Origin of the sequence: Bifidobacterium ramosum (assembly GCF_009299505.1) — a bacterium.
Lineage (GTDB): Bacteria > Actinomycetota > Actinomycetes > Actinomycetales > Bifidobacteriaceae > Bifidobacterium > Bifidobacterium ramosum.
Genome location: NZ_WBSM01000001.1, coordinates 1 through 23997 on the forward strand (window position 1 = coordinate 1; position 23997 = coordinate 23997).

Consider the following 23997-nt stretch of genomic DNA (forward strand, 5'->3'; position numbering starts at 1 on the left):
TGCCGGCCGATGATGATGAAAACGTGTCCATACACCATTGTCACCACCCAAACCCGTCAACCATGCCCCAGGACATACCGTCAACCATGCCCCGACACATGCGTCAACTATCCGCTGAAGCTAAACACACTGAAATCTAAAAACCATCAAAGAAAACAATGAATGCCTTATACAATTAAGGAGAATCATGGATATTGTTCCATCGTTAGCATTCTTTGCCGGCATTGCAATTTCAATCACAATTTCCGTAGTCCTCATGCGTAAGGCAAGTAACAGATTCATCATTAATGTAATACTGTATATAATATCCGTTGCATTCCAACTCGTGGTTCTGTTGCTCTTGCCGTCTCTGGCATTCACCTATCTACAAAACATGATGGATGTCGACACCGTCGAATTTTACGCTGCACCACTTACACTGTTCTTCCCCATTGTGGCAATACTTGCGTTCATGGTGTCGGACGGCATTATGGTGACAAAGCGACTATGGAAATCCTGAAAAATATTATCGAATGACACTAGCTGTCACTTGATTTCTATATAGCCGTAATAGCTGATGCCATTCAACGCATAATGGAAACTTCCCGTCAAGCATCATTCGTCAGTCATAATGAACCCAGTCATCATACACAATGGGTGGTCTACTCTGGAACCAGAGTAGACCACCCATTGTGTATGAGGCTTCCGCCTTTTGTACCCTTACTGTTGAAATTGGCTTAATTGCAACAGTAATGAGCTGTAAAACTCAGATGTGGAAGTACAGCTCGTACTCGAGCGGGGTCGGGGCCAGACGGGCCTGGTCGATCTCGCCACGCTTGATGTCGATCCAGGTCTCGATCAGGTCGTCGGTGAACACGTCGCCGGCGGTCAGGAAGTCGTGATCGGCTTCCAGCGCATCCATGGCCTCGGCCAGGGAGCTCGGGACCTGCTTGATGCCCGCGTGCTCTTCCGGCGGCAGCTCGTAGAGGTCCTTGTCGACCGGCTCCGGCGGCTCGATGTGGTTGAGGATGCCGTCCAAGCCAGCCATGAGCTGGGCGGAGAAGGCCAGGAACGGGTTGCAGGACGGATCCGGCGCGCGGAACTCGATGCGCTTGGCGGCCGGGGAGGTGCCGGCCAGCGGGATGCGGATGGCGGCGGAACGGTTGCGGGCCGAGTACACCAGGTTGACCGGGGCTTCGAAGCCCGGAACCAGACGGTGGTAGGAGTTCAGCGACGGGTTGGTGAAGGCCAGCACGGAGGAGGAGTGCTTGATCAGGCCGCCGATGTACCAGCGGGCGATGTCGGACAGGCCACCGTAGTTCTTCTCATCGTAGAACAGCGGCTTGCCGTCCTTCCACAGGGACTGGTGGCAGTGCATGCCGGTGCCGTTGTCGCCCGCGAGCGGCTTCGGCATGAAGGTCGCGGCCTTGCCGGCCAGCGCGGCGGTCTCGTGCACGACGTACTTGTACTTCATCAGGTCGTCACCCGCGTGCTGCAGGGAGTTGAAGCGATAGTTGATCTCCTGCTGGCCGGCGCCGGCGACCTCGTGGTGGGAGCGCTCGAGGATCAGGCCGACCTTCTGCAGGTTGGCGACCATGTCGTCGCGCAGATCCTGGGTGTGGTCGATCGGCGGAACCGGGAAGTAGCCGCGCTTGACACGGTTCTTGAACGCGATGTTCGGGGTGCCGTCCTCTTCGGTGTCGAGGCCGGTGTTCCACGGGGCCTCGATGGAGTCGACCTCGTAGAAGGAACGCTGCATGGAGTTCTCGTAACGCACCTTGTCGAAGATGAAGAACTCGGCCTCCGGCGCGAAGGACGCGGTGTCGGCGATGCCGGTGGACTTCAGGTAGGCCTCGGCCTTGCCGGCGACCTGACGCGGGTCACGCGAGTACGGCTCGTCGGTCAGCGGGTCGACGATGGAGAAGGCCACGTCGAGGGTCTTGTGCTTGCGGAACGGGTCGATGAAGGCGGTCGTGACGTCCGGCACGAGCTTCATGTCGGATTCGTTGATGGCCTGGAAGCCTTCGACGGAGGAACCATCGAACGGCATGCCGTCGGTGAACGCGTCCTTCAGGAACTCGCTTGCCGGCACGGTGAAGTGCTGCTGCACGCCGATCAGATCAGTGAAACGGACGGAGACATACTCGATGCCTTCCTTGTTGATAAGGGCCTCGGCGTCTTCCTTGGACTTGAGTTCGGTCACGGGACCGCTCCTTTCGTGAAGTTACTTACAGGCTTACAGTCTAGAAACGTGCGTTTCGCCCGCTCGTCATTTCGGTTACGAGAATGTTTCGTGATGGCGAACCGGCATGGTGCGTGCGATGCGGACGGCGGAATGATGCGATTGTTGTGTTACGGCACGTTACGTGAGCGGTCACGATCGTGTTCGATTGGTGAGACCGATGGGTTCCGCTGTTGACGGATATGCCCGACTCCCGTAACGGACATACAGCCGATTCCACCCGGCGAATCGGCTGTATGTCCGTTACGGGGTGGGGTGGAGTGAAGAGAAAGAGACGGGGATATACAAAAAGGGTCTGCAATCGGATGATTGCAGACCCCTGACGTTGGTCGGTCGCAGCGTTACGGCAGTGACGACAATGGTGACGTCGCGACGGCGATCACTTGCCGCGCATGGCGCGACGGCTCACGCGCTGCGGGCGGTTCGGATCGATGCCCTTCGGGATGCCGTAGCCGGTCTTGCTCTGCAGCGTATCGAGGCGCTTGTTCAGCGTCTCCAGCTCGTCCTTGGTGAGAATGAACCGCGTGGTCGGCTTGATCTTGTACCACATGGTGTCCCACCAGCCGGTCGGCTGGGACTTCGGACGGTACGCCTTCTGCTTGACGACGGTCTTGCGCAGGTCCTTGAGGCGGGTCTGGTTCGCGCCGGTGCCCACGTAGATGCGGTAGACCGGGATCTGCGAGCCGGCGGTGACGCCCTTGATGCGCTGCTCCTGACGCTCCATCGCGTGCTTGACGCGGTCGTAGTCGCCTTCGCCGAGCAGATAGATACCGTTGTAGCCGGTGCCGCGCCAGATCATGTCCTTGGTGCGCGGGTCGATCCACACCGGCTGATCCGGGAAGTTGAAGCCGGCCTTGTTGATGTTCTTGAGCACGCTGACCGCCGCGCCCGGGCGGCCTTCGAGCTTCATGTAGCCGACGCGGTCGGCGCGGTTGGTGAGCACCATCGTGCCGAGCAGCATGGCGAGCATGATCGCGGTGATCATCAGCAGGATCCACGAGATCACGGACCAACGGAACACGATGCCCAGGATGATGAACACGACGATCGGTCCGCCGAGCGCGACTCCGACCAGCCACGGCAGCGACTTGTCCTCGGCGGCCGTGTACTTGTAGATCTGTTTGATCTGATTGACCGTGGTGGACATGCGCGAGAACAGGCCGTTCTTCTTCGCCTTTCCGTCCTTCTCAGCCATTACTTCCTCACTTGACTCAGGGTGAACACACTATTTCACCACTCTACCAGCACCATTGCCCCGGCGTGCGGGCATGCGAAGCCGCGCACGGCCGCGCATACCCGCAACCGTCTGCCGTCACCGCGTGTTGAGCGGCCGCCCGTCCGCCTTGAGCAGCGCCTCGCCGAGCGTCTCGGAGAACGTCGGATGCGGGTGGATCAGCCGCGCCGCGTCGTGCAGCGGTACGTGGTTGCCGACGATCTGCTCGGCTTCGGCGATGAGATCGGACGCCATCGGCGAGACGATGTGCACGCCGAGCACGACCGGCACGTCGGGGTCGGCGGCATACTCGCCGGCCACGATCGACAGCGATCCGGCCGAGCCGGACATGAGCATGCGCGCGTTGCCGAGCATCGGATACACGGTTTCGCTCACGTTGACCAGATCGTCGCGCAGCTGCGCCTGATCGAGCGTCAGTCCGACGCTGGCCGCTTCGGGGGAGGAGAACACGACCTGCGGCACCGTCGCGTCGTCGACCGGACGCGGGTCGGCGTCGGCGATCGCCTCGGCCACGGTGATGCCCTGCTCGAACGCGCGATGGGCGAGTGCCGGCCCTTCGGTGATGTCGCCGATCGCCCACACGTGCGGCAGGTTGGTACGGCCGTACGGATCGGTGGCGACCATACCGTCTGCGTTGATGCGCAGGCCGGTAGCGGTGAGCCAGTCGGCGTCGGTGATCGGATCGCGGCCGATCGCGGCCAGTGCGATCTGCCCCCAGACGGTGTGCTCGCCGTCTTCGCCATCGCGCGTATAGTGGACGGTCGCGCCGAGATTGACGCCGGTGTCGACGTGCGTGACATGACTGTGCGTGACGATGGTGACGCCGTGCCGTTTGAGTTCGCGGGTGAGTGTGACGGCAGCGCGCCGGTCCCAGCCGGACAGGACGCGGTCCTTGCGGATGAGCAGCGTGACGTCGGTGCCGGCGGTCTGCCACATGGACGCGAATTCGAGCGCGACCGCGCCCGAACCGATGATGACGGCGCTGGCGGGGAATTCGTCGATGGCGAGCGCGTGCGTGGAGTCGATGAGCGCGTTGCCGAACGGGATGCCCGGCAGCGGGCGTGGGCGGGAACCGGTGGCGATGACGACGTGCGTCGCGGTGATCGTCGCCGTGTCGCCGAGCGGTTCGGGCACGCCGGCCCTGACATACCGTTCGACGGGGGAGTCGGTCACGTCGAACGTGTATCCGGCCGTCGTGCTTGACGTTCCCTGATGCAGTCCGGTGACTTCACCATGAAATACGGTGACGCCGCGGTGCGCGAGCAGTCCGGCCAATCCCTTGGTCATCGTGTCGATGATGTGCAGCCGATAGTCGCGCAGCCGGCCGAAGTCGATGCCGTCGACGGACGCGTTCACGCCGAGCTCGGCCGCGCGGCGGACGGTGTCGATCGTATGCGTGGCGGTGATGAGCGCCTTCGACGGTATGCATCCGCGGTTCAGACACGTGCCGCCAAGCGTCGCGTCGCGTTCGATCAGCGCGACCGAACGACCGAGTTCCGCCGCGCGCAACGCCGTCGAATAGCCGCCGGGACCGGCTCCGACAATCGCGATGTCAAATTGTTTCACATGCTGTTCCACGTTGTGCCTCCCTGCTGCTTCCCGTCTCCTTCAGACAAAGGGAGCGGGATCGTAATGGATACCGGATATGAAAAAGGCTCCCGCAGGGGGAGCCATCGACGATCACTCGGGGAAATGCCCACGCTTCGGATACCGCGGCTTCGGCAGACGCCAACGACGCACCTGAATGGCGCGGCTCCACGCGTACGTGCCGGAACGCATGCCCTTGGACACGGACTTCTCGCCGTACTTCTCGATGAGCTTGACCTTGAGCTTGCGCCACATGAGCCACACGTCGATGATCACGGCGAACAGGTACACGTACATGACCACCATCAGCGGGATCGACAGCGACGGCCAGACGGTGGTGACGAGCATCGACGCGATGAGGATGACGATCGCCACGGGGATGAAGAACTCGCCAAGGTTGAACCGGGCGTCCACATAGTCGCGGATGTAGATGCGCCACGGCAGGCGCTCCGACTTCGGCATGTGGTTGATGTCGCCGGTCTGCATCGCCGTGTATTCGGCGTCCTCGCGGGCACGCAGACGGGCCTTGGCCTCCTTGGCGCTGGCCTTGCGGTCGTTCGGCACGAGCGGGCGGATGTTGCGCGCCTGCGCCTGCTTCATCTTCGGGGTCGGGCGACCCTTCTTCTCGCCTCGTGCCGGCTCGGAAGCCGCGGCCTCGGCGGCCGGCTTCTGGGCCTCTTCCTTCTTGAACGGATTCCATGTCATAGCTGCCCAGCCTACGGGCACGTCAGGACGCGGAAACCGTGCCGTCGGGCCGCTACAATGACTGATTGGCATACGTTTACCGATCATATAAAGGAGCATCATGGCCGCACCCACCGCCGATGAGATCCGTTCCCGCGTCGAAGGCGACTTCGACCGCATCGTCGACCTGCTGAGCCGCAAGGTCGCGCTCAAGTCCGTCTCCGCCGAAGGCATCACCGGCGAGCACATGAGGCGTTCGGCCGAATTCGTCGCCGACGAGCTGCGTCAGGTCGGCGTCGACGCGAAGGTCGTCCAGTCGCACAACCCAGATGGCACGCCGGGCGCATGGGAGGTCATCGGCTCGCGCATCGTCGATCCGAACGCGCCGACCGTGCTGCTGTACGCCCACCACGACGTGCAGCCCGTACCGGACCCGGCCGAATGGGATACCGACCCGTTCGTCGCGACCATGGTCGGCGACCGTCTGTACGGCCGCGGCTCGGCCGACGACGGCGGCGGCATCGCCATCCACTCCGGCGCGCTCAAGGCGCTCGGCGACGACCTCAAGGTCAACATCAAGGTCTTCATCGAAGGCGAGGAGGAGATGGGCTCGCCCAGCTTCATCCCGTTCATCGAGGAACATGCGGCCGAATTCGAATCCGACGTCATCATCGTCGCCGACTCGGGCAACTGGGCCGCGGACATCCCGTCGCTCACCACGTCGCTGCGCGGCAACACGACCGTCGACGTCACCGTGCGTTCGCTCACGCACCCGGTGCACTCCGGCCAGTACGGCGGCCCGATCCTCGACGCGAACACGCTCGCCGCGATGCTCATCGCGTCGCTGTACGACGCCAACGGCGACCTCGCGGTGCCCGGCATCGCCGCCGACGAACCGGTGGGCGGCCTGCAGCGCGACGTGGACGAGGCCGGCGTGCGCGCCGACGCGGGCGTCGTGGACGGCTGCGTGCTCGCCGGCACCGGTTCGCTCGCCTCGCGGCTGTGGACCAAGCCGTCGCTCACCGTGATCGGGTTCGACGCGCATCCGGTCGATGGCTCGTTCAACGTGATCAGCCCGGCCGCGCGCTTCCGCCTGTCGCTGCGCACCGCGCCGAGCCAGCGCCCCGAGGAGGCGCAGGCCGCGCTCATGGAGTACCTGCGCACGCACGCGCCGTTCGGCGCCGAGGTGACGGTCGAGGCCGGCGACAACGGCATGGGCTGGGCGATGGACCCGACCGCCGAAGCCACGAAGGACGCGCTCGAGGCGATGGAGGAGGCGTTCGGCGTCGCGCCGATCAACCAGGGTCAGGGCGGCTCGATTCCGTTCATTCCCGAACTGCAGCGCATCTTCCCGGCCGCGCAGGTGCTCGTCACCGGGCCGGAGGATCCGAAGGCGAACGCGCACAGCCCGAACGAGTCGATCTCGCTGCCCGGCCTGCGCGACAACGTCATCACCGAGGCGCTCCTCCTCGCCAAGCTCGGCAAGTAGCTGTGCCCGCACCCCCTGACGGACATCCAGCCGTTTTCATCGTTGGAATCGGCTGGATGTCCGTCAGGGAAGCGAGCGTGCGACGTCAGGGAACGTTCCCTGACTACGGAGCTCCCCATCCTCTACGGACATACAGCCGATTCCAACGATGAAAACGGCTGTATGTCCGTTGAGGGCTATGGACAATGGCGGGGGATTGGGTTATGCTCGGGAATCGTTGACACGGGGGCTGCGGCCGGCGCGATGCGCTGGGCAGCGGCTGAGATGAGGATTCCCTCGACCGATTGAACGTGAGTCCGGGTAATGCCGGCGAACGGACGTCGCTCCTTCCCGTGCCTTGCAAACGCCGGATCTTCGGCGCGTTAAGAGAGAAAGGCACCCATTATGTCCGCAAACGAAACCAACGCGGCCACCAAGCACTCCAACAAGTGGCGCATCGTCGATATCGTCGTCGCCGCCATCATCGCCATCGCCTCCGGCGTCATCTTCTGGGGCTGGGACGTCGTCTGCGCCGTCCCGCTCGCCGTCTTCGGCGCGGTCACCCCCGGTTTCGAAGGCCTGCTCAACGGCTTCTGGCTGTTCGCTGGCCCGCTCGCCGCGATCATCGTGCGTAAGCCCGGCGCGGCCCTCTTCGCCGAAACGCTCGCCGCGTTCCTCGAGCTCACCCTCGGCAACCAGTGGGGCGTCGGCGGTTCGCTGATCGTCGGCATCGTGCAGGGCCTGTTCGCCGAAATCGGCCTCGCGATCTTCCTGTATAAGAAGTGGGACCTCGTCTCCGTCGTCCTGTCCAATGCCTTCGCCGGCATCGGCTGCGCCGTCTACTACTGGATCACCAACCCGGCGTGGGGCCCGGTGCAGGTGATCGTCTACCTGGTCACCTCGTTCATCTCCGGCGCGGTGTTCGGCGTGGTCTGCTGGTACCTGCAGCGCGCGCTCGCCGCGACCGGCGTGCTCGACCGCTTCGAATCCGGCCGCGCGCAGGCGCTGGTCTGATCGTCATCCATCACGGCTCTTCCGCGACCTGTGCGCGGAAGAGCCGTTTTTGTCTGTCGTCATTTCCGCCGCACACGACGCACAATACATAATCCGCGTATCCGTACGTCATCATCCACACGTCATCGTGTACGGCACCGCATACATACGCATCTTTGAATCACGGGGCATCCATGACTTCCGCACCTTCCGCAACCCTTGACGATCCGGCCGACGCATCGGCGACCGCAGTTGCAGCCGCAACCCACGCGCCGACCGAGCCGATCGCACCCGTCGCCGTACGCGCACGTGACTGGGGCTGGCGGCACTCCACCCGCCGCGACTTCGCCCTGCGCCACGTCGACTTCGACATCAGACCCGGCGAACACGTGCTGCTGCTCGGCGCATCCGGCGCCGGCAAATCCACGCTCATGGCCGCACTGGCCGGCGTGCTCGGCGGCGACGACGAAGGCGAGGAGGAAGGCTCGCTCACGCTCGACGGCGTCGAAGCACGTGACGCACGCGGCCGAGCCGGGCTGGTTCTGCAGGACCCCGACTCGCAGATCATCCTCGAACGCGTGGGCGACGACGCCGCGTTCGGCTGCGAAAACCTCGACGTGCCACGTGATGAAACCTGGCGCCGCGTTCGCGAATCGCTCGGCATCGTCGGCCTTGGTGACCTCGACCTGACCCGCTCCACCGCCCACCTATCCGGCGGCCAACGTCAACGGCTCGCGCTTGCCGGCGTGCTCGCCATGCATCCGGGACTGTTGCTGCTCGATGAACCGACCGCGAATCTTGACCCCGAAGGCGTGCGCGAAGTGCACGACGCCGTGCGCGACGTGCTCGCGAAGACCGGCGAGACGATGGTCGTCGTCGAACATCACATCGATGTGTGGCTCGACCTGATCGATCGTGTGATCGTGCTCGGCCGGCCCGAGGACGGCAACGTCACCGGCGGCGTGATCGCCGACGGCACGCCGAACGAGGTGTTCTCCACGATGGGCGACGTGCTTGCCGACGGCGGTGCATGGGTGCCGGGACGCGCCGTGCCGACCACATACCGTACGACGCGTGAGGCATACGGCCGCGCGCAGTCCGGCAAGCCGTTGCTCATTGCCGACGATCTGTCGTTCGGCCGCGGCACGCCGCTCGGCGAACATGCGAACCTGGCCTTCCGCGGCGGCGAGGTCTACGCGCTCATGGGACCGAACGGCGCCGGCAAATCCACGATGGCGCTCACCCTCGCCGGACTGCTGCGGCCGCTCGCCGGACACGTGCGCGTCTCCGCCGACCTTGCGCCGGCCAGTCGCGGCGCGTCCGCCAACGACGAACCCGTGCACTGGAGGAGCCGTGAGCTGCTTGGCCGTGTCGGCATGGTCTTCCAGGAACCGGAACATCAGTTCGTCACCAACAGCGTGCGCGACGAGGTGGCGCTCGGTCCGAAGGGCATGGGTGCGGGCGACGACGAGGCGTACCGCATCGCCGACGACATGCTCGAGCGGCTTGGTCTCGCGCGCTTCGCCAAAGCCAACCCGTACACGCTGTCCGGCGGCGAGAAACGACGCCTTTCAGTCGCATCGATGCTGGCCGCCGCACCCAAGGTGCTCATTATGGACGAGCCGACGTTCGGACAGGATTTCACCACGTGGACCGAAATGGTACGGCTTATCGCCATTGCCCGCGACGAAGGGTCGGCCGTGATCATGGTCACGCACGACGAGCCGCTCGTTGATGCGCTGGGTGCGACGCGCGTGCGGTTCGAAGCAGGGGAGATGCGTACGGACGGCGATGTCCCGCGTGAACCGGCGGCGTCGGTATCGTCCGCATCCGTGCCGTCGGATTCCGCCGTGTCCGTATCATCCGCAACGGATGCCGTAACGAATACCGCAACGGACGCCGTCGCGCAGATCGTACGTGTCAGCCCGCAAAGCGAACGCCACGAACCCGCCAAGCCCGCGTCGCCGTCGTGGTTCATCGCACGCATCAACCCGGTGAGCCGTTTCGTCATGGGCCTGATCCTGTGCATTCCGATGTTCTTCTCCCTCGATGTGGTGAGCGCGACCACGGCGCTCGGCATCGAACTGGCCCTGCTGTGGATCGGCGGTGTGAACCCGATCGCCGCATGCCGCAAAACATGGCCGGTGTGGATCGCCGCGGCCGGCGGCTTCGTGTCCGTGTTCCTGTACGGCAAGGCATCCGGCGCGACGCTGCTTGAACTCGGCGTGATCCACGTGACCGAGGGATCCGTGTACTTCGCGTGCGCCACGTTCCTGCGCGTGCTCGCGATCGCCATGCCCGGCGTGATCCTCGCGCTCGGCCTCGATCCGACCGATCTGGCCGACGGGCTCGTGCAACTGCTGCACCTGTCGCCGCGGTTTGTGTACGGCGGACTGGCCGGCATGCGCATGTTCACGCTGCTGCAGGAGGACTGGCGTGCGCTTGGACTGGCGCGGCGGTCGCGCGGCCTCGGCGACGAGGGCGCCGTCAAACGCGCGCTGTCGCAGGCGTTCGGCCTGCTCGTGCTGTCGATTCGACGGGCGACCAAGCTCGCCACGGCGATGGAGGCGCGCGGATTCGGCGGCTCCGGACCGCGTTCGCAGGCGCGCGTGTCGTCGCTGCACGCGATCGACGTCGTGGGATACGCGATCGCCGTCGCCGTGCCGACGATCGCGCTGACCGCGGCGGTGCTCACCGGCTACTGGAACCAGCCGTTGTTCTCCGCGTAATCTCCCCAACCTCAACGGACAGCGGAACCAATAAACCTCAACGGACAACCAGTCGATTCCCAGGGCGAATCGGCTGGTTGTCCGTTGAATATATAGAGTTTGACGTCTGGATAAAAGGGCCCGACGCTCGAATAAAAAAGCCCGGTTTCCGCAAGGCGTCGCTGCAGGAGCGGGCCGGTACCCTCTAACGGACATACAGCCGATTTCGGTATGCAAATCGGCTGTATGTCCGTTAGAGGTTGAGGGAGCCGGCCTTTTGGAAAGGGGCGAGTGCGTTAGAGGGTGTGGCTTAGGCGCGACGGCGCAGCGGGGCGAGCTCGAAGACCTCGTCGGACGCGGCGGCCACCTCGGGGCTGTGCGTCACGATGATCACACAACGGTCCTCGTCATGGGCCAGCGCGCGGAAGATCGACATGATGTCGTCCTGCGTGGCCATGTCGAGGTTGCCGGTCGGCTCGTCCGCCACCACGACCTTCGGGTCATAGCTCAGCGCCCGGGCGATCGCCACGCGCTGCTGTTCGCCGCCCGACAGGTGCAGGATCCGTTCGTTCGCGTACTCGGCCGGTAGATGCACCTGTTCGAGGAGCTTCACGGCGATGTCCTTCTTCGGCTTGTCGAACGTCTTGCCCGACGCGTCCATCGACAGTATGATGTTCTCCGCCACCGTCAGCTGCGGCAGCAGGTTGAAGCTCTGGAAGATCACGCCGATGTCGTGGCTGCGATAGTCGTAGCGGTCCTGCTTGGCAAGATCCTTGCCGTTGTAGACGACCTTGCCTTCGGTGGGGGAGGTCAGGCCGGAGATGAGCGACAGCATCGTGGTCTTGCCCGCGCCGGACGGACCGGTGATCGAGTACACCTCGCCGGTGCGGAACGTGTGGCTGATGTTTTTCAGCACCTTCTTGCCGCCCTTGGTGTACGAATAGCTGACGTTGTCGAGTTCGAGGATGGGGGTTGGTTCGGTCATGATGAAATCCTTTGCGAAGTAGACGGGATCACGAACGGTCGGCGAGGATCTGCAGCGGCTCGTAGCGCATGACGAACACGACGGCGACGAGCGCGGCGACCAGTGTCAGGCCGAGTCCGATGAGCAGCAGCTGGCCGACGATCTTGAGGTTCACGGTCGCGTTCACGTTCGAGACGTAGTTCACGGCCTGGCCCATCATGCCGCGCGGCCCGTTGCCGCCCGGCTGGTTCTGCGCGTTGGCGGAGGATGACGAGCTGGACGAATCGCTCGAGTTGGACGAATCGCTGCCGGAAGCATCGGACGACGAGTCGGATGACGACGAGCTGCTGCTGGACGATGAGCCGCCCTGCGCGCCCGGCCCCTGCATATCGCGGCCGAACTGCGCGTTCTGGCTGGACGCCTGCGACTCCTGCTGCGCGACCTGCGCGGCCAGCAGCTGGTTCGACACCGGCACCGAGGCGACCGCGCCGCCCGCCGCGCCGAGCGCGAGGCCGATCATCGTGACTACGAGCAGCTCGAACGTGAACTGCGCCGCCACCTTGACCTTCTTCACGCCGATCGCCGTCAGCACGCCGACCTCGTACTTGCGCTCGCGCACGTTGAACAGGGTGAGTACCACGAGCACCACCGCGCCCACGCCGAGCACGATCCACAGCAGGGTCAGCGCGAACTGCGCGAGGTTGTCGAGCGGCACGAGGCTGGACTCGTACTGCTCCACGTCGGCGGACGAGACGGTGTAGTCGTCGCTCAGGCCGGCCTTCTCGGCGTCGGAGACGAACTGCTCATAATCGTCCTTGCTGGAGAACACGTACGTGTAGTTGAGCTGCGCGGCCGCGGTCTCGACGGTGTTGCCGCTCGAGTCGGTGGAGGAGGTCGTCGAATCGGCGTCGAGGCCGAGCGACTTCAACGTGGAGACGGACGTGTAGATCGCGTTCGCCGGGTCGGATGCGGTCGAGCCCATCGGACCGCCCATCTGGTTGGACGATTCGGTGCTGTTCTCGTAGATGCCGACGATGGTGAACGTGTAGGTGGTGTCCTCGTCGTTCACGTTCTCGAGCGTGAACGTGTCGCCGACTTTGAGGTTGTTGAAATCGGCGAGTTCCTTGGAGATGATCACGTCGCCGTCCGAGTCGGAGTCGTAGCCGAAGACCTCGCCGTCGCTCATGGTGAACGTGCCGTTCTCTGCGTTGGCCACGGCCTCGTCGGAGGAGAAGCCGACGAGCGAGAAGTCGCCGGAGGCCATGGTCATGCCACCGCCCATGTCGCCGCCGCCTTGACCTCCGCCTGGCTGGCCCTGCTGGCCGTCGCCGGACTGCGCGTTGCCGTCGGACTTCGTCGAGTCGCTATCGGACGTCGAGCTGGACGAATCGGACGACGAGGATGACGACGATGACGACGATGACGACGAACCCGACGACGTGGAGTCCTCGACCGGCTGGACGGCGTCGGTTTCGGCCAGCGACGCCGTCTCCGTGTAATACGTCGACTTGACCGCGCTGGACGCCTTCGCGTACTTCTCGTAGTCGGCCAGCGACAGCTGCTTGTCGCTCATCGCCTCACGCATCGCGTCGAAGTCCGGCTTGGAGTCGGACGACGATGACGACGAGTCGGAGGAGTCGGATGAGCTGGACGAATCGGATGACGACGATTCGCGCAGCTCACTGATCGCCTTGCTGCGGTCGAAGCTGATCTGCGCGGTGATGGTGGTGTTGTCGAGACCGGTTTCGCGTGCGGTGACGGCCGCCTGCCGGATGGCCAGACCGATGGTGGCTGCGGCCGCGATGATGGCGACGATGATGGCGACGAGAATGTTTCGCCCCTTGTTGCGTATGACATTGCGCCAGGCGTTCTTCAGTACGAACATGACGGTTCCTTTGCGTGGCTTTGTATGGTTCTGTTCCGCGGGCCGAACTTGGGCGACCCGATACCTGTCATGAAACCGCCGCCATGTGGCAAACGCCTGTGGCGCCGCTGGAGCCGTTCTGGCCGGTTCGTGCGATGTTCTTGGACGTTTCCTGAGCGTCATCTGAGAACGATGATGGTATAAGGGTCGCTCGATCGCATGATGCGGCCGCGAAGACGAGGGGTCGGGGTATATTCGTTAGGTTGGAACAGCTGTAACGCTACGTATTGATGATTCGGAGAACAACACCATGGCTTTTGGCACCGATCCCCGCCCGCAGGGACTTGCGAATCCGCCGATCGACGATCTGATGGAGCATGCCGATTCCAAGTACGCGCTCGCGATTTTCGCCGCCAAGCGCGCCCGTCAGATCAATTCCTACTTCACCCAGCTCAACGAGGGCCTGCTGCAGAACGTCGGCCCGCTGGTCGAATACCAGAACCAGGAGAAGCCGCTGTCCATCGCGTTCCGCGAGATTAACGAGGGTCTGCTCGAGGAGACCCTCGGCGAGGATGATCTGAGCGAAGGCAACTGATCGACATTCTTGGCTTGATCGACGCATTATAGCGTCTACGCCCCGTCCGATATGTTGTGGGAGAAATCACTTCCATACCAGCGTATCGGCGGGGCGTATTATTTTTTAACGTGACAAGTTCCGGTCCGCCATCCGTCGGCGTGACCGATAGGGGAATCAGGCGGGTATATAGAGGTGTGAAGCAGTATGGAACGACGATTGATTTCGGCCGAATCGGTGACTGAGGGACATCCCGACAAGATTTGTGATCAGATTTCGGATGCGATTCTGGACGATCTGCTGCGGCAGGACATCCACTCGCACGTCGCTGTGGAGACCGTGGCCGGTGTCGGCCAGTTCCTCATTTTCGGCGAGGTCAACAGCGAAGGCTACTGCGAGGTGCAGCACGTGGTGCGCGACGTGGTACGTCGCATCGGCTACACGAGCAGCGAGGTCGGTCTCGACGCCGACTCGTGCGGCGTGCTCGTCTCCATCACCGGCCAGAGCGCGGAGATCAACCAGGGCGTGTCCCGTCTGAGCCACGAGCAGGAGACCGCGGCCTCCCGCGAGGAGCGCTACGAGGCGCAGGGCGCCGGCGACCAGGGCGTGATGTTCGGCTATGCGACCGATGAGACCGACGTGATGATGCCGCTGCCGATCCACTTGGCGCACCGTCTCGCGTACCGGCTCGCGCAGGTGCGCAAGAGCGGCGAGGTGCCGCATCTTCGTCCGGACGGCAAGACCCAGGTCACCATCGAATACGACGAAAACGATCACGCCGTGCGTCTCGACACGGTGCTCATCTCCACGCAGCACGATCCCGAGGCCACGCACGACTGGCTCGAGGCGCAGCTCGTCGAGCATGTCATCAAGCCGGTGCTTGACGAGGTCCTTGGCGACAAGGTCGAGCACGACGACTACCGCGTGCTCGTCAACCCGACCGGTTCGTTCGTGCTGGGCGGCCCGGCCGCGGACTCCGGCCTGACCGGACGCAAGATCATCGTCGACACGTACGGCGGCGCCGCCCACCACGGCGGCGGTGCGTTCTCCGGCAAGGACCCGAGCAAGGTCGACCGTTCCGCCGCGTACGCCGCGCGTTGGGTCGCCAAGAACATCGTCGCCGCCGGACTCGCGCATCGTGTCGAGGTGCAGGTCGCGTACGCGATCGGCGTGGCCGACCCGGTGTCCGTGAACGTCGAGACGTACGGCACCGAGATCGGCGGCGTGACCCGCGACCAGATCCAGCGCGCGGTGCGCAAGGTGTTCGATCTGCGTCCGGCCGCGATCATCGACGAACTCGACCTGCTGCGTCCGATCTACTCGAAGACCGCCGCATACGGCCACTTCGGCCGCGAGGACAAGGACTTCACGTGGGAGCGCACCGACAAGGTCGACGAGCTCAAGGCCGCGATCGAAGCCGAGGCCGAGTGATCCGAGGCCGATCCAACCGGCTGCACCGACGTACATGCGTCGGCATATAACTCAATGACAGACTATGGCGCCTGCCGTGAATGTGGTTCGCGGTGGGCGCTTTTTTGCAAGCCGTGCGCGACACGTCATACGCGTGCGGCCGTTGCGGATCGCGCAATCCGCGCGTGAACCGGCAACGGCCGTCGCATGCCGGACACGGTTCCGCAGAGCATTACAGAAAGAGGCGAACCATGAGCTATGGCAAGACAATGACCGTCGCCGAAATGGTCGGCGAATTCATCGAACCCAATCCGCTGCTGCGCGTCGAGGCGTTCGACGGCTCGACCTTCGGCCCGCAGACGGCCGATCTGGTCGTGCGGGTCAACACCCCGAACGCCGTGTACCAGTTGTTGGAGCATCCGAACGAGATCGGTGCCGTGCGCGCCTACGTGCTCGGCGACTTCGACATCGACGGCATCGACTACGCCGACCCGTACCCGCAGCTGCGCCGGCTGCTGTCCCTCGCTCCGTATGTCAAGCCGCTGTCGCCGCTTTCGATCGCCAAGGTCGCCGGCTCGATTCTCAGCCACGGCATCCGCAAGGCTCCTGTGCCCGCGACCGAAGGCCCGTCCAAGTTCGCGCGTATCAAATCCGGACTGCTGCCGCACACCGAAAAGGCCGACAGCGAAACCGTGAGCTTCCACTACGACCTGTCCAACACGTTCTACCGCAACTTCCTCGGCCCCACCATGACCTACACGTGCGCCGTGTTCCCGACCGAAGACACGAGCCTGGAGGACGCGCAGCTCAACAAGATCCGGCTCGTGCTCGACAAACTTGGTCTGAAGCCCGGAGACCGGCTGCTCGACATCGGCTGCGGCTGGGGTACGCTCGTGATCGAGGCCGCCAAACGCGGCATCAAGGCGCTCGGCGTATCGCTGTCGAAGGAGCAGATCGAATACGGCCAGGAGTGGATCAAGCGCGAAGGGCTGGAAGATCTGGCCGAACTGCGCGTGATGGACTACCGTGACGTGCCCGAACGCGACTTCGACGGCATCTGCTCGATCGGCATGATGGAACACGTGGGCGTGAAGAACTACCAGAGCTACTTCGAAGAGATGTTCAAGCTCCTCAAGCCCTGCGGCCGACTGCTCAACCACCAGATCACCATCAGCCACGACAAGCCGAACGGCAAGCCCGGCACCGATGAATTCCTCGACCGGTACATCTTCCCCGACGGCGACCTCGGCGCGCCGGGATTCATCGAAAGCTGCATCCACGACGCCGGCTTCAACGTGGTGCATCAGGAGAACCTGCGCCAGCACTACGCGCTCACGCTGCATCACTGGAATCACAACCTGTCCGAGCATTGGGATGAGGCCGTGGCCGAGGTCGGATTCGAGCGCGCGAAGGTATGGGGCCTGTACATGGCCGCGTGCGCGCTCAACTTCGAAATCGATGGTATTCAGGTGCATCAGTTCCTTGCGGTCAAGCCGGATCGCGTGGGGCATCCGGACGGCAAGTGGTATCCGCTGCGTCCGTGGTGGCGGGCGTAGTCGGAGCTGCGCGTCGTTGTGCGGGGGCGTGTCGTTGTGCGGCTTTGCTGCTTGTTCCCTCCAACGGACATACAGCCGATTTGTGGAGTGGAATCGGCTGCATGTCCGTTGGAGTTGTGAGGTATGTGATCGTCGGGGCGTTTCCTGGGCGTTGCAGCGTGCTCCTCTAACGGACATGCAGCCGATTCCGTGGCTGTTATCGGCTGTATGTCCGTTAAGGCGTGGGTGTCGTTGGTGATGCGCAAGGGTTTCGGGGAATGATGGCGTTCGTCCCGAATTTCTTGCGCTGAGAGTTGGTCAGTGCAAGAAATTCGGGAGAAGTGGGCTGTTTTCCCGAAAAAGTTGCGCTGAGGGCGAGTGAGAGCAAGGATTTCGGGACGATGCGGCTGTTTTCCCGAATTTCTTGCACTGGTGGTGTGGCGTGGTGGCCGATGCGTGTGCATCCTTGGGTTTCCCATCTTCGACGGACGTACAGTCGATTACCCCGGTCAAACCGGCTGTATGTCCGTTGGAATTGTGGGGTATTTGGTCGTGGGACGTTTTTGGATTGTGCAGCTTATTCATCTAACGGACATACAGCCGATTTTGGGGTTGATATCGGCTGGTTGTCCGTTGTGAGGGGAGGGGGATGGAGGTTCGGGACGGCTTGCCGGATAATCCGCCATTAGAATCAGAATCAACGGACATACAGCCGGTTTACGGGGCAAAATCGGCTGGTTGTCCGTTGTGAGTGTGCGAGTTGTAAGAATGCAGGTTCGCAAGAACGCAAGGATTCGAGTTTGCAGGTTTGCCCGAGTCGGGTGTGGTACAGCAGAGCAGGTGTGGTACAACAGGGAGATATGACCATGCCGGACGCCGAACAGCTGGCGCTTGACGGGCTCGCCCCACGCAAGCGCCGCAAACGTGCGCCCGAATCCCGCACGCCGACTGCCGACGACCCCATCGCACAGGTCGTGCTCGATATCCAGGCCACCCATCTCGGCCGTACCTTCGACTATCTCGTCGACGCAAGCCAATCCGACGCCGCGCAGCCCGGCACGATGGTCCGCGTCCGATTCGGCGGTCAACGCGTCAACGGCATCATCTGGAACCGCGCTGCCTCCAGCGACACGCCATCGTCGTCGCTGCGCTATCTCGAACGCATCCTCACGCCGTCGCCGCTCGTCTCCGCCGCGATGCGACGTGACATCACGCTGATCGCCGACGCGTACGGCGGCACCCGCGCCAACATCCTGCGCCTCGCCGTACCGACGCGCGTCGCCCGCATCGATCAGGAGCAACGGCTCGCCGCCGGCGCCGTATGGCAGGGACACGAACGCTTCGGCGACCGGCAGCGGCAGGCCCGTGACACCGGATTCGCTGGATTCCGCCAATCGTACGACCATGCGGAACGGTTGCGCGCGGCGCTGGACGGTACTGATTTCGCCGCGTTCGTGGTCGACGCGCTGCCCGGCGCCGCACGATGGGCGACCGACCTCGCCTGGATGACACTCGAGGCGCTGCTCGCCGGCAAATCGGCGGTGATCGTGCTGCCCACCGCGCGCGAGGTCGACGATTTCGCCCGCGTGCTCGCCGACGGCTGCGGACTGCGCCCGTTCTCGCCCGACCAGGCGTCGCATGGCGGCTGGCGCGGCGACTTCGCCGTGCTTGAGGGCAGCGCCATGCCGCCCGCCGAACGCTACCGCTCCTATCTTGCCATCGCCACCGGGCAGGTGCGCTGCGCGATCGGCGCGCGATCGGCCATGTACGCGCCGGTCGAAGGCCCCGCGCTGTTCGCCATCGTCGATGATCTCGCCTACCAGAACATGGACGGCTTCATGCCGTATCCCAACGCGCGCGGCGTGCTGCGGCTGCGTGCCAAGGCGCACGGCGGCGTGTTCGTCAGCCTCGCCAACGCGCGCAGTCCGATCAGCCAATGGGAGACGAACGGCGACGGTGACCCGGCCACGGTACGTGACACGCCGACCAGCGGCTTCTCCACCGCCATTCATCCGCTGCCCGCCGTCGTCAAGGACCAGACCCCGTGGATCCGCTGGCTCAACCGCGACGAACTCGCACGCATCGCCGACCCGACCATCGGCGCACGCGTGCCGCACACCGCCGTCCGCATCCTCACCGCCGCACTCGAACGCGGCCCGGTGCTGCTGTCCATCCCCGCCGACGGCATCACGCAAAGCCTGAGCTGCGCGCGCTGCCATCGTCAGGCGCGCTGCCCGCGCTGTACCGGGCCGCTCGAACTCGCCGTGTCCGCGAACCTGAATGCAAACGGCGGCCGACGCGCCGGCACTCCGCCGAATGCTGCCGCTGCCACCGCTACTGCCGCGCCGGCGCCGCGTTGCCGTTGGTGCGGCGCCGCCACCGTGAACTGGACCTGCCCCGGCTGTGGCGGCGAGCGGCTGCGTGTCATCCGCGTCGGCGCGGCCGGCACCGCGCAGGAACTCGCAGGACTATTCCGCGGCGTGCCCATCGTCGTCTCCTCGCCGAGCCAGCCGCACGGCATCGTCCAATCGATCGCATGCCGGCCGCAGATCGTCATCGCCACACCCGGCGCCGAGCCGCGCGTACGGCCGATCCGCGACGGCGACGGCCCTGCCGGTCGTGAATACCGAGCCGTCGCGATCCTCGATGCATGGACGAGTCTGTACGCACCCGGCGTGGACGCGCGCTCGGACGCACTGGCCGCATGGATGCGGGCCATGGCCCTGTGCGCGCCACGATCGCGCGGCGGACAAGGACTCCTGCTCGGCGAAACCGATCCGGCCATCGCGCAGGCGCTGATGCTGTGGGATTCGCCGCTGCTCGCCGCACGGGACCTCGACGAGCGACGCGAGACGGGTCTGCCGCCGGTATGTGCGGCGGCCTGTGTGTGGGGACGCCGCGACGCGGTGGCGACCGCACTCGCCCGTATCGGCGTGAGCGGTACGATCGGCGCGAACGGCCGCGCGGGGGAGTGGGCCACGGTGACGATCGGTGGCGAGGAACTGCCCGCGGTGCTCGGTCCGGTGCCGATTCCGCAGCCGGTCACCATCAACGCGCGCGAACTGGAAAGCACCGCCGACCGTGTCAAGGTCGTGGTGCGCGTCGCCCAGTCGCGGCGCGCCGAACTCGCGATCCGGCTGCGCGACGCCGTATCCCGGCACGTGGCCGCGCGCGAGCCGGGGGAGCTGCGGTTCCGGCTCGATCCGAAAGACCTGATCTGACAAACGGCTGACAGGCCGGTCGGCCGTTGGTTGGTCGTCGTGGCATGGGACGATGGTGCACGGAAAGACTCGGACGACGTTCGATTGGAGGATCGTATGAAGGGTTGGCCGGGAGAACCGGATATGGAGCACGACGTGCTCATGGCGGACGGCAACGCCGCGTCGGCGGCGGGCAAGCCGATCACCGACGTCATCTTCGATTTCGGCAACGTACTGATCTACTGGGATCCGGCCGCCGTGCTCATCGCGCGGTACAGTCAGGACACCATCGACCAGTTCCTCGACAACGACATCTCCGGCTTCTATGATGCGAACGATCGCATGGACGGCGGCGCGAGTACGGCCGAGGGCATCGCGTGGATGCGTGAGACGCACGGTGACCGTTGGGCCGACATCCTGCAGTACTACTGCGACAACTTCGAGGATTCGCTCACCGGCATCGTGCCCGGCATGCGCGTGCTCGTCGACGATCTCAAGGCCGCGGGCGTCGGCGTGTGGGGCCTGTCGAACTGGGAGAAGAGCCTGTTCCACTGCGCCGAGGAGAACTGCAAGATCCTGCAGCGGCTCGACGGCAAGCTCGTGTCCGGATTCGTCAAGCTGCGCAAGCCGCACCGCGACATCTACGAGGCCGCGCTCAAGGACTTCGGCATCGCGGCCGAGACCAGCGTGTTCGTCGACGACAAGGCCATGAACATCGTCGGCGCGAACGAGGCCGGCATCCGCGGCATCCGCTTCTCCGACTCGCGCAAGCTGCGTGAGATCCTCATCCGTCAGGGCGTGGCCATTCCCGGCGTGCAGTGAGTCCCGTGCGCGGCGGCCACGCATGCCGCCGATCGGGCATCCGCGTATCATGTGACCCTGTCGTTATTCAGTGAAGGAGAGATGGTTTGCTGAAAATCCTGTTCGCCGGCACGCCGGACGTGGCTGTGCCGTCGCTGCGCGCGCTGGCCGCCGACACCGAACATTTCGAGATCGTCGCCGTGCTCACCCGCCCTGACGCGCCGACCGGCCGCGGCCGCAAGCTCACGCCGAGCCCGGTCAAACAGGCCGCGCTCGAACTCGACCTGCCGGTCATCGAATCCGACCCGTCCGAGGACAACGTGTTCATCAGCGAGCTCGCCGCCACCGGTGCACAGGCCGCCGCCGTGGTCGCCTACGGCAAGATCCTCAAGGAATCCGTGCTCGACGCGTTGCCGCTCGGCTGGTACAACCTGCATTTCTCCATGCTGCCGCAGTGGCGTGGCGCCGCCCCCGTGCAGCGCGCCATCTGGGCCGGCGACCGGTACACCGGCGTCACCGTGTTCCGCATCACGCGCGGCATGGACGCCGGTCCGATCGTCGCCCAGCGCGAAACCGAGATCGACGCGCATGAGAACGCGGGTGATCTGCTGATGCGATTGGCGAACAGTGGATCGTCGGTGCTCGTGCACGCGATGCAGGCCGTGGACGCCGGCCGTGCGGCCGCGGTCGCCCAGCAGGAGGGCGACTATCCGAAGGCCGAGAAGATCCGCGTTGACGACGCACATATCGACTTCACCGCGCCGGTCGAGGTCGTGGACCGTCAGATCCGCGCGTGCACGCCGAACCCGGGCGCATGGTGCCTGCTGCACGCCGACGACGCGGACGGTGCCGAACCGATCACGTTGCATGTGCTGCGTGCGCAGCCGGCCGATATGGATCATCCGAACGCGCCGGCGGCATTGGCGGCGGGCATGATTGCGGCGGGCAAGAAGAACGTGTGGGTGGGCACCGGTTCCACGCCGCTCGAACTGCTTGAGGTCAAGGCACAGGGCAAGAAGGCCATGCGCGCGCCCGATTGGGCCCGCGGCGCCCGCCTCGCCCCCGCCGCACACTGCGCCTGATTCTCGCTGTCGCGCCACCACCCCCACCGCATCGCCACCCCCAACGGACATACAGCCGAAAAGGATGTCCACATCGGCTGTATGTCCGTTAAGGGGAGACGAGTTTGGCCAGAGGGATGGCCGTTGGATACGTTGGGGTATGGCTGTGCCACATCGTCGTGGCCATACCCTCTAACGGACATACAGCCGATTTTCCTATCCTTTTCGGCTGCATGTCCGTTAGAGGGAAGGGAGAGATGACAGGGGATTACGGACGAATGAGGGGAAGAACCCGGGTGAGGTCGCGCTCGTTGATGGCGTGATGGGCGGCGAGCTGGGTCTTCGGCTTCGCGCAGAACGCGATGCCGAGACCGGCGGCCTGAATCATCGGAATGTCATTCGCACCGTCGCCCACAGCCACGGTCTGGCTCATCGGCACGCCGATCCGCTTCGACCACGCCTGCAACGCATGCAGCTTCACCGTCTTGCACACGATATCGCCGACCACCTGCCCGGTCAGCACGCCGTCCGCGACCTCCAGCCGGTTCGCCAGCCAGAAATCGATATGCGCATCCTCCGCCAGACGGTCCACCACCTCATGGAATCCGCCCGACACCACGCCGACCTTCCAGCCGTGTTCGTGCAACGTGTCGATGAGCTTCAGCGCGCCGTTCGTGAAATGCAGCCCGTCATGCACCGTATCGAACACCGACACCGGCAGACCCCGCAACAACGCCACGCGGGCGCGCAACGCGTCGCAGAACTCCAGTTCGCCGCGCATCGCCCGTTCCGTCACCGCCGCGATCTCGTCGCCGCAGCCGGCCGCCTCGCCCAGCTGGTCGATGACCTCCTCGTCGATCAGGGTGGAATCCACGTCCATCACCAGCAGTCCGGGCTTCGACAGGGTCGGGGTGTCAAGGTCTTGCAATGTTTCATCGAGCATGCTTCCGATTGTCGAAAAACGTTGGGACAATGGCCCCTATGACTTTTTCGACGACATTTCCGGCCGTGATACTGGCCGAATCCGCCACACCGATCTGCACGACGGGCGAGACGGGCCTGATCGGCGCGATCACCGACTGGCTCGTCGGTCTGATGGAGACGATCGGCGGCATCGGAGTGGCGTTCGCCATCGCGCTCGAATCGATCTTCCCGCCGATCCCCAGTGAGGTCATCCTGCCGCTCGCCGGCTTCACCGCCGCACGCGGCACGCTGAACCTCGTCGAGGCGATCATCTGGGCCACCGTCGGCTCGCTGCTCGGCGCATGGGCGCTCTACGGCATCTCGCGCTGGGTAGGCCTGCACCGCATCCACCGCGCCGCCGACGTGATCCCCGGCGTGAGCCGCAAGGACGTGAACAAGGCCAACGACTGGTTCACCAGGTACGGCACCTGGTCGGTGCTGCTCGGCCGTGTGATTCCCGTCGTGCGTTCGCTGATTTCGATTCCGGCCGGATTCAACCGCATGAACTTCGTGCAGTTCACCGGCTGGACGCTGCTCGGCTCGGCGGTGTGGAACACGATCCTCGTATCGACCGGGTATCTGCTCGGCGACCAGTGGTGCTCGATCCTCGGTGTGCTCGGCGTGTTCGAGGATGTGGTGATCGTCGCCTTCATCGTGGTCGTCGTGGTGTTTGCGGTACACAAGATTCGTAGCATGATAGCGGCACGGAAGAATCAATAGCAGAGGTGAG

The 23997-nt window shown here is 64.4% G+C and carries 18 protein-coding genes; 11 read left to right on the forward strand and 7 right to left on the reverse strand.

Features of this window, described 5'->3' with window-relative positions; translation table 11 throughout:
• Positions 1–187: 187 nt before the first annotated feature.
• Complete coding sequence (locus tag DSM100688_RS00005; RefSeq protein WP_152357145.1) at positions 188–499, forward strand: hypothetical protein; 312 nt, start codon at positions 188–190, stop codon at positions 497–499.
• Positions 500–745: 246 nt separating this feature from the next.
• On the opposite strand, the gene glnA is transcribed toward DSM100688_RS00005, so the two are convergent.
• The 4 genes from glnA to DSM100688_RS00025 form a co-directional block, all read right to left on the reverse strand.
• On the reverse strand, positions 746–2182 hold the full coding sequence (glnA, locus tag DSM100688_RS00010) for a type I glutamate--ammonia ligase (protein ID WP_152357146.1): 1437 nt from the start codon (positions 2180–2182) through the stop codon (positions 746–748).
• A gap of 418 nt (positions 2183–2600) precedes the next feature.
• The gene (locus DSM100688_RS00015) at positions 2601–3416 is read right to left on the reverse strand and encodes a DUF4191 domain-containing protein (RefSeq protein ID WP_152357147.1); all 816 of its coding nucleotides are present in this window, start codon (positions 3414–3416) and stop codon (positions 2601–2603) included.
• A 117-nt stretch (positions 3417–3533) separates the two neighbouring features.
• Complete coding sequence (locus DSM100688_RS00020) at positions 3534–5033, reverse strand: FAD-dependent oxidoreductase (RefSeq protein WP_152357148.1); 1500 nt, start codon at positions 5031–5033, stop codon at positions 3534–3536.
• A gap of 102 nt (positions 5034–5135) precedes the next feature.
• Positions 5136–5747 (reverse strand): DUF3043 domain-containing protein, encoded by a 612-nt coding sequence (locus tag DSM100688_RS00025; protein ID WP_152357149.1) that lies wholly within the window; start codon positions 5745–5747, stop codon positions 5136–5138.
• A 100-nt stretch (positions 5748–5847) separates the two neighbouring features.
• Between DSM100688_RS00025 and DSM100688_RS00030 the strand changes: the two genes are divergently transcribed.
• The 3 genes from DSM100688_RS00030 (at position 5848) to DSM100688_RS00040 (ending at position 10916) form a co-directional block, all read left to right on the forward strand.
• Complete coding sequence (locus tag DSM100688_RS00030; RefSeq protein WP_152357150.1) at positions 5848–7215, forward strand: dipeptidase; 1368 nt, start codon at positions 5848–5850, stop codon at positions 7213–7215.
• A 384-nt stretch (positions 7216–7599) separates the two neighbouring features.
• A complete protein-coding gene (locus tag DSM100688_RS00035; protein ID WP_152357151.1) occupies positions 7600–8208 on the forward strand; it encodes an ECF transporter S component in 609 nt (202 codons plus the stop codon).
• A gap of 173 nt (positions 8209–8381) precedes the next feature.
• Positions 8382–10916, forward strand: coding sequence for an ATP-binding cassette domain-containing protein (locus DSM100688_RS00040; protein WP_152357152.1), 2535 nt, complete (start codon positions 8382–8384; stop codon positions 10914–10916).
• 289 nt (positions 10917–11205) lie between these two features.
• Here DSM100688_RS00040 and DSM100688_RS00045 read toward each other — a convergent pair whose 3' ends face one another.
• Both DSM100688_RS00045 and DSM100688_RS00050 read right to left on the reverse strand, forming a co-directional pair.
• Positions 11206–11880 carry an ABC transporter ATP-binding protein gene (locus tag DSM100688_RS00045; RefSeq protein ID WP_152357153.1) on the reverse strand — a complete coding sequence of 225 codons (675 nt, stop codon included), beginning with the start codon at positions 11878–11880 and terminating at the stop codon, positions 11206–11208.
• 28 nt (positions 11881–11908) lie between these two features.
• The gene (locus DSM100688_RS00050; RefSeq protein ID WP_152357154.1) at positions 11909–13744 is read right to left on the reverse strand and encodes an FtsX-like permease family protein; all 1836 of its coding nucleotides are present in this window, start codon (positions 13742–13744) and stop codon (positions 11909–11911) included.
• A gap of 289 nt (positions 13745–14033) precedes the next feature.
• On the opposite strand from DSM100688_RS00050, the gene rpoZ reads away from it, so the two are divergent.
• The 6 genes from rpoZ to fmt all read left to right on the forward strand — a co-directional run bounded on the left by rpoZ (position 14034) and on the right by fmt (position 22325).
• A complete protein-coding gene (rpoZ, locus tag DSM100688_RS00055) occupies positions 14034–14318 on the forward strand; it encodes a DNA-directed RNA polymerase subunit omega (RefSeq protein WP_033493015.1) in 285 nt (94 codons plus the stop codon).
• A 186-nt stretch (positions 14319–14504) separates the two neighbouring features.
• Positions 14505–15728, forward strand: coding sequence for a methionine adenosyltransferase (gene metK / locus DSM100688_RS00060; protein WP_152357155.1), 1224 nt, complete (start codon positions 14505–14507; stop codon positions 15726–15728).
• Positions 15729–15958: 230 nt separating this feature from the next.
• Positions 15959–17263 (forward strand): class I SAM-dependent methyltransferase, encoded by a 1305-nt coding sequence (locus DSM100688_RS00065; protein WP_152357156.1) that lies wholly within the window; start codon positions 15959–15961, stop codon positions 17261–17263.
• A gap of 839 nt (positions 17264–18102) precedes the next feature.
• On the forward strand, positions 18103–20463 hold the full coding sequence (locus DSM100688_RS00070; protein WP_152357157.1) for a primosomal protein N': 2361 nt from the start codon (positions 18103–18105) through the stop codon (positions 20461–20463).
• 96 nt (positions 20464–20559) lie between these two features.
• Positions 20560–21264, forward strand: coding sequence for an HAD family hydrolase (locus DSM100688_RS00075; protein WP_152357158.1), 705 nt, complete (start codon positions 20560–20562; stop codon positions 21262–21264).
• Between the two features lie 86 nt (positions 21265–21350).
• Positions 21351–22325 (forward strand): methionyl-tRNA formyltransferase, encoded by a 975-nt coding sequence (fmt, locus tag DSM100688_RS00080; RefSeq protein ID WP_152357159.1) that lies wholly within the window; start codon positions 21351–21353, stop codon positions 22323–22325.
• A gap of 247 nt (positions 22326–22572) precedes the next feature.
• Here fmt and serB read toward each other — a convergent pair whose 3' ends face one another.
• A complete protein-coding gene (serB, locus tag DSM100688_RS00085) occupies positions 22573–23247 on the reverse strand; it encodes a phosphoserine phosphatase SerB (RefSeq protein WP_152357160.1) in 675 nt (224 codons plus the stop codon).
• A gap of 29 nt (positions 23248–23276) precedes the next feature.
• Between serB and DSM100688_RS00090 the strand changes: the two genes are divergently transcribed.
• Positions 23277–23987 (forward strand): DedA family protein, encoded by a 711-nt coding sequence (locus DSM100688_RS00090; protein ID WP_420837463.1) that lies wholly within the window; start codon positions 23277–23279, stop codon positions 23985–23987.
• Positions 23988–23997 lie beyond the last annotated feature (10 nt).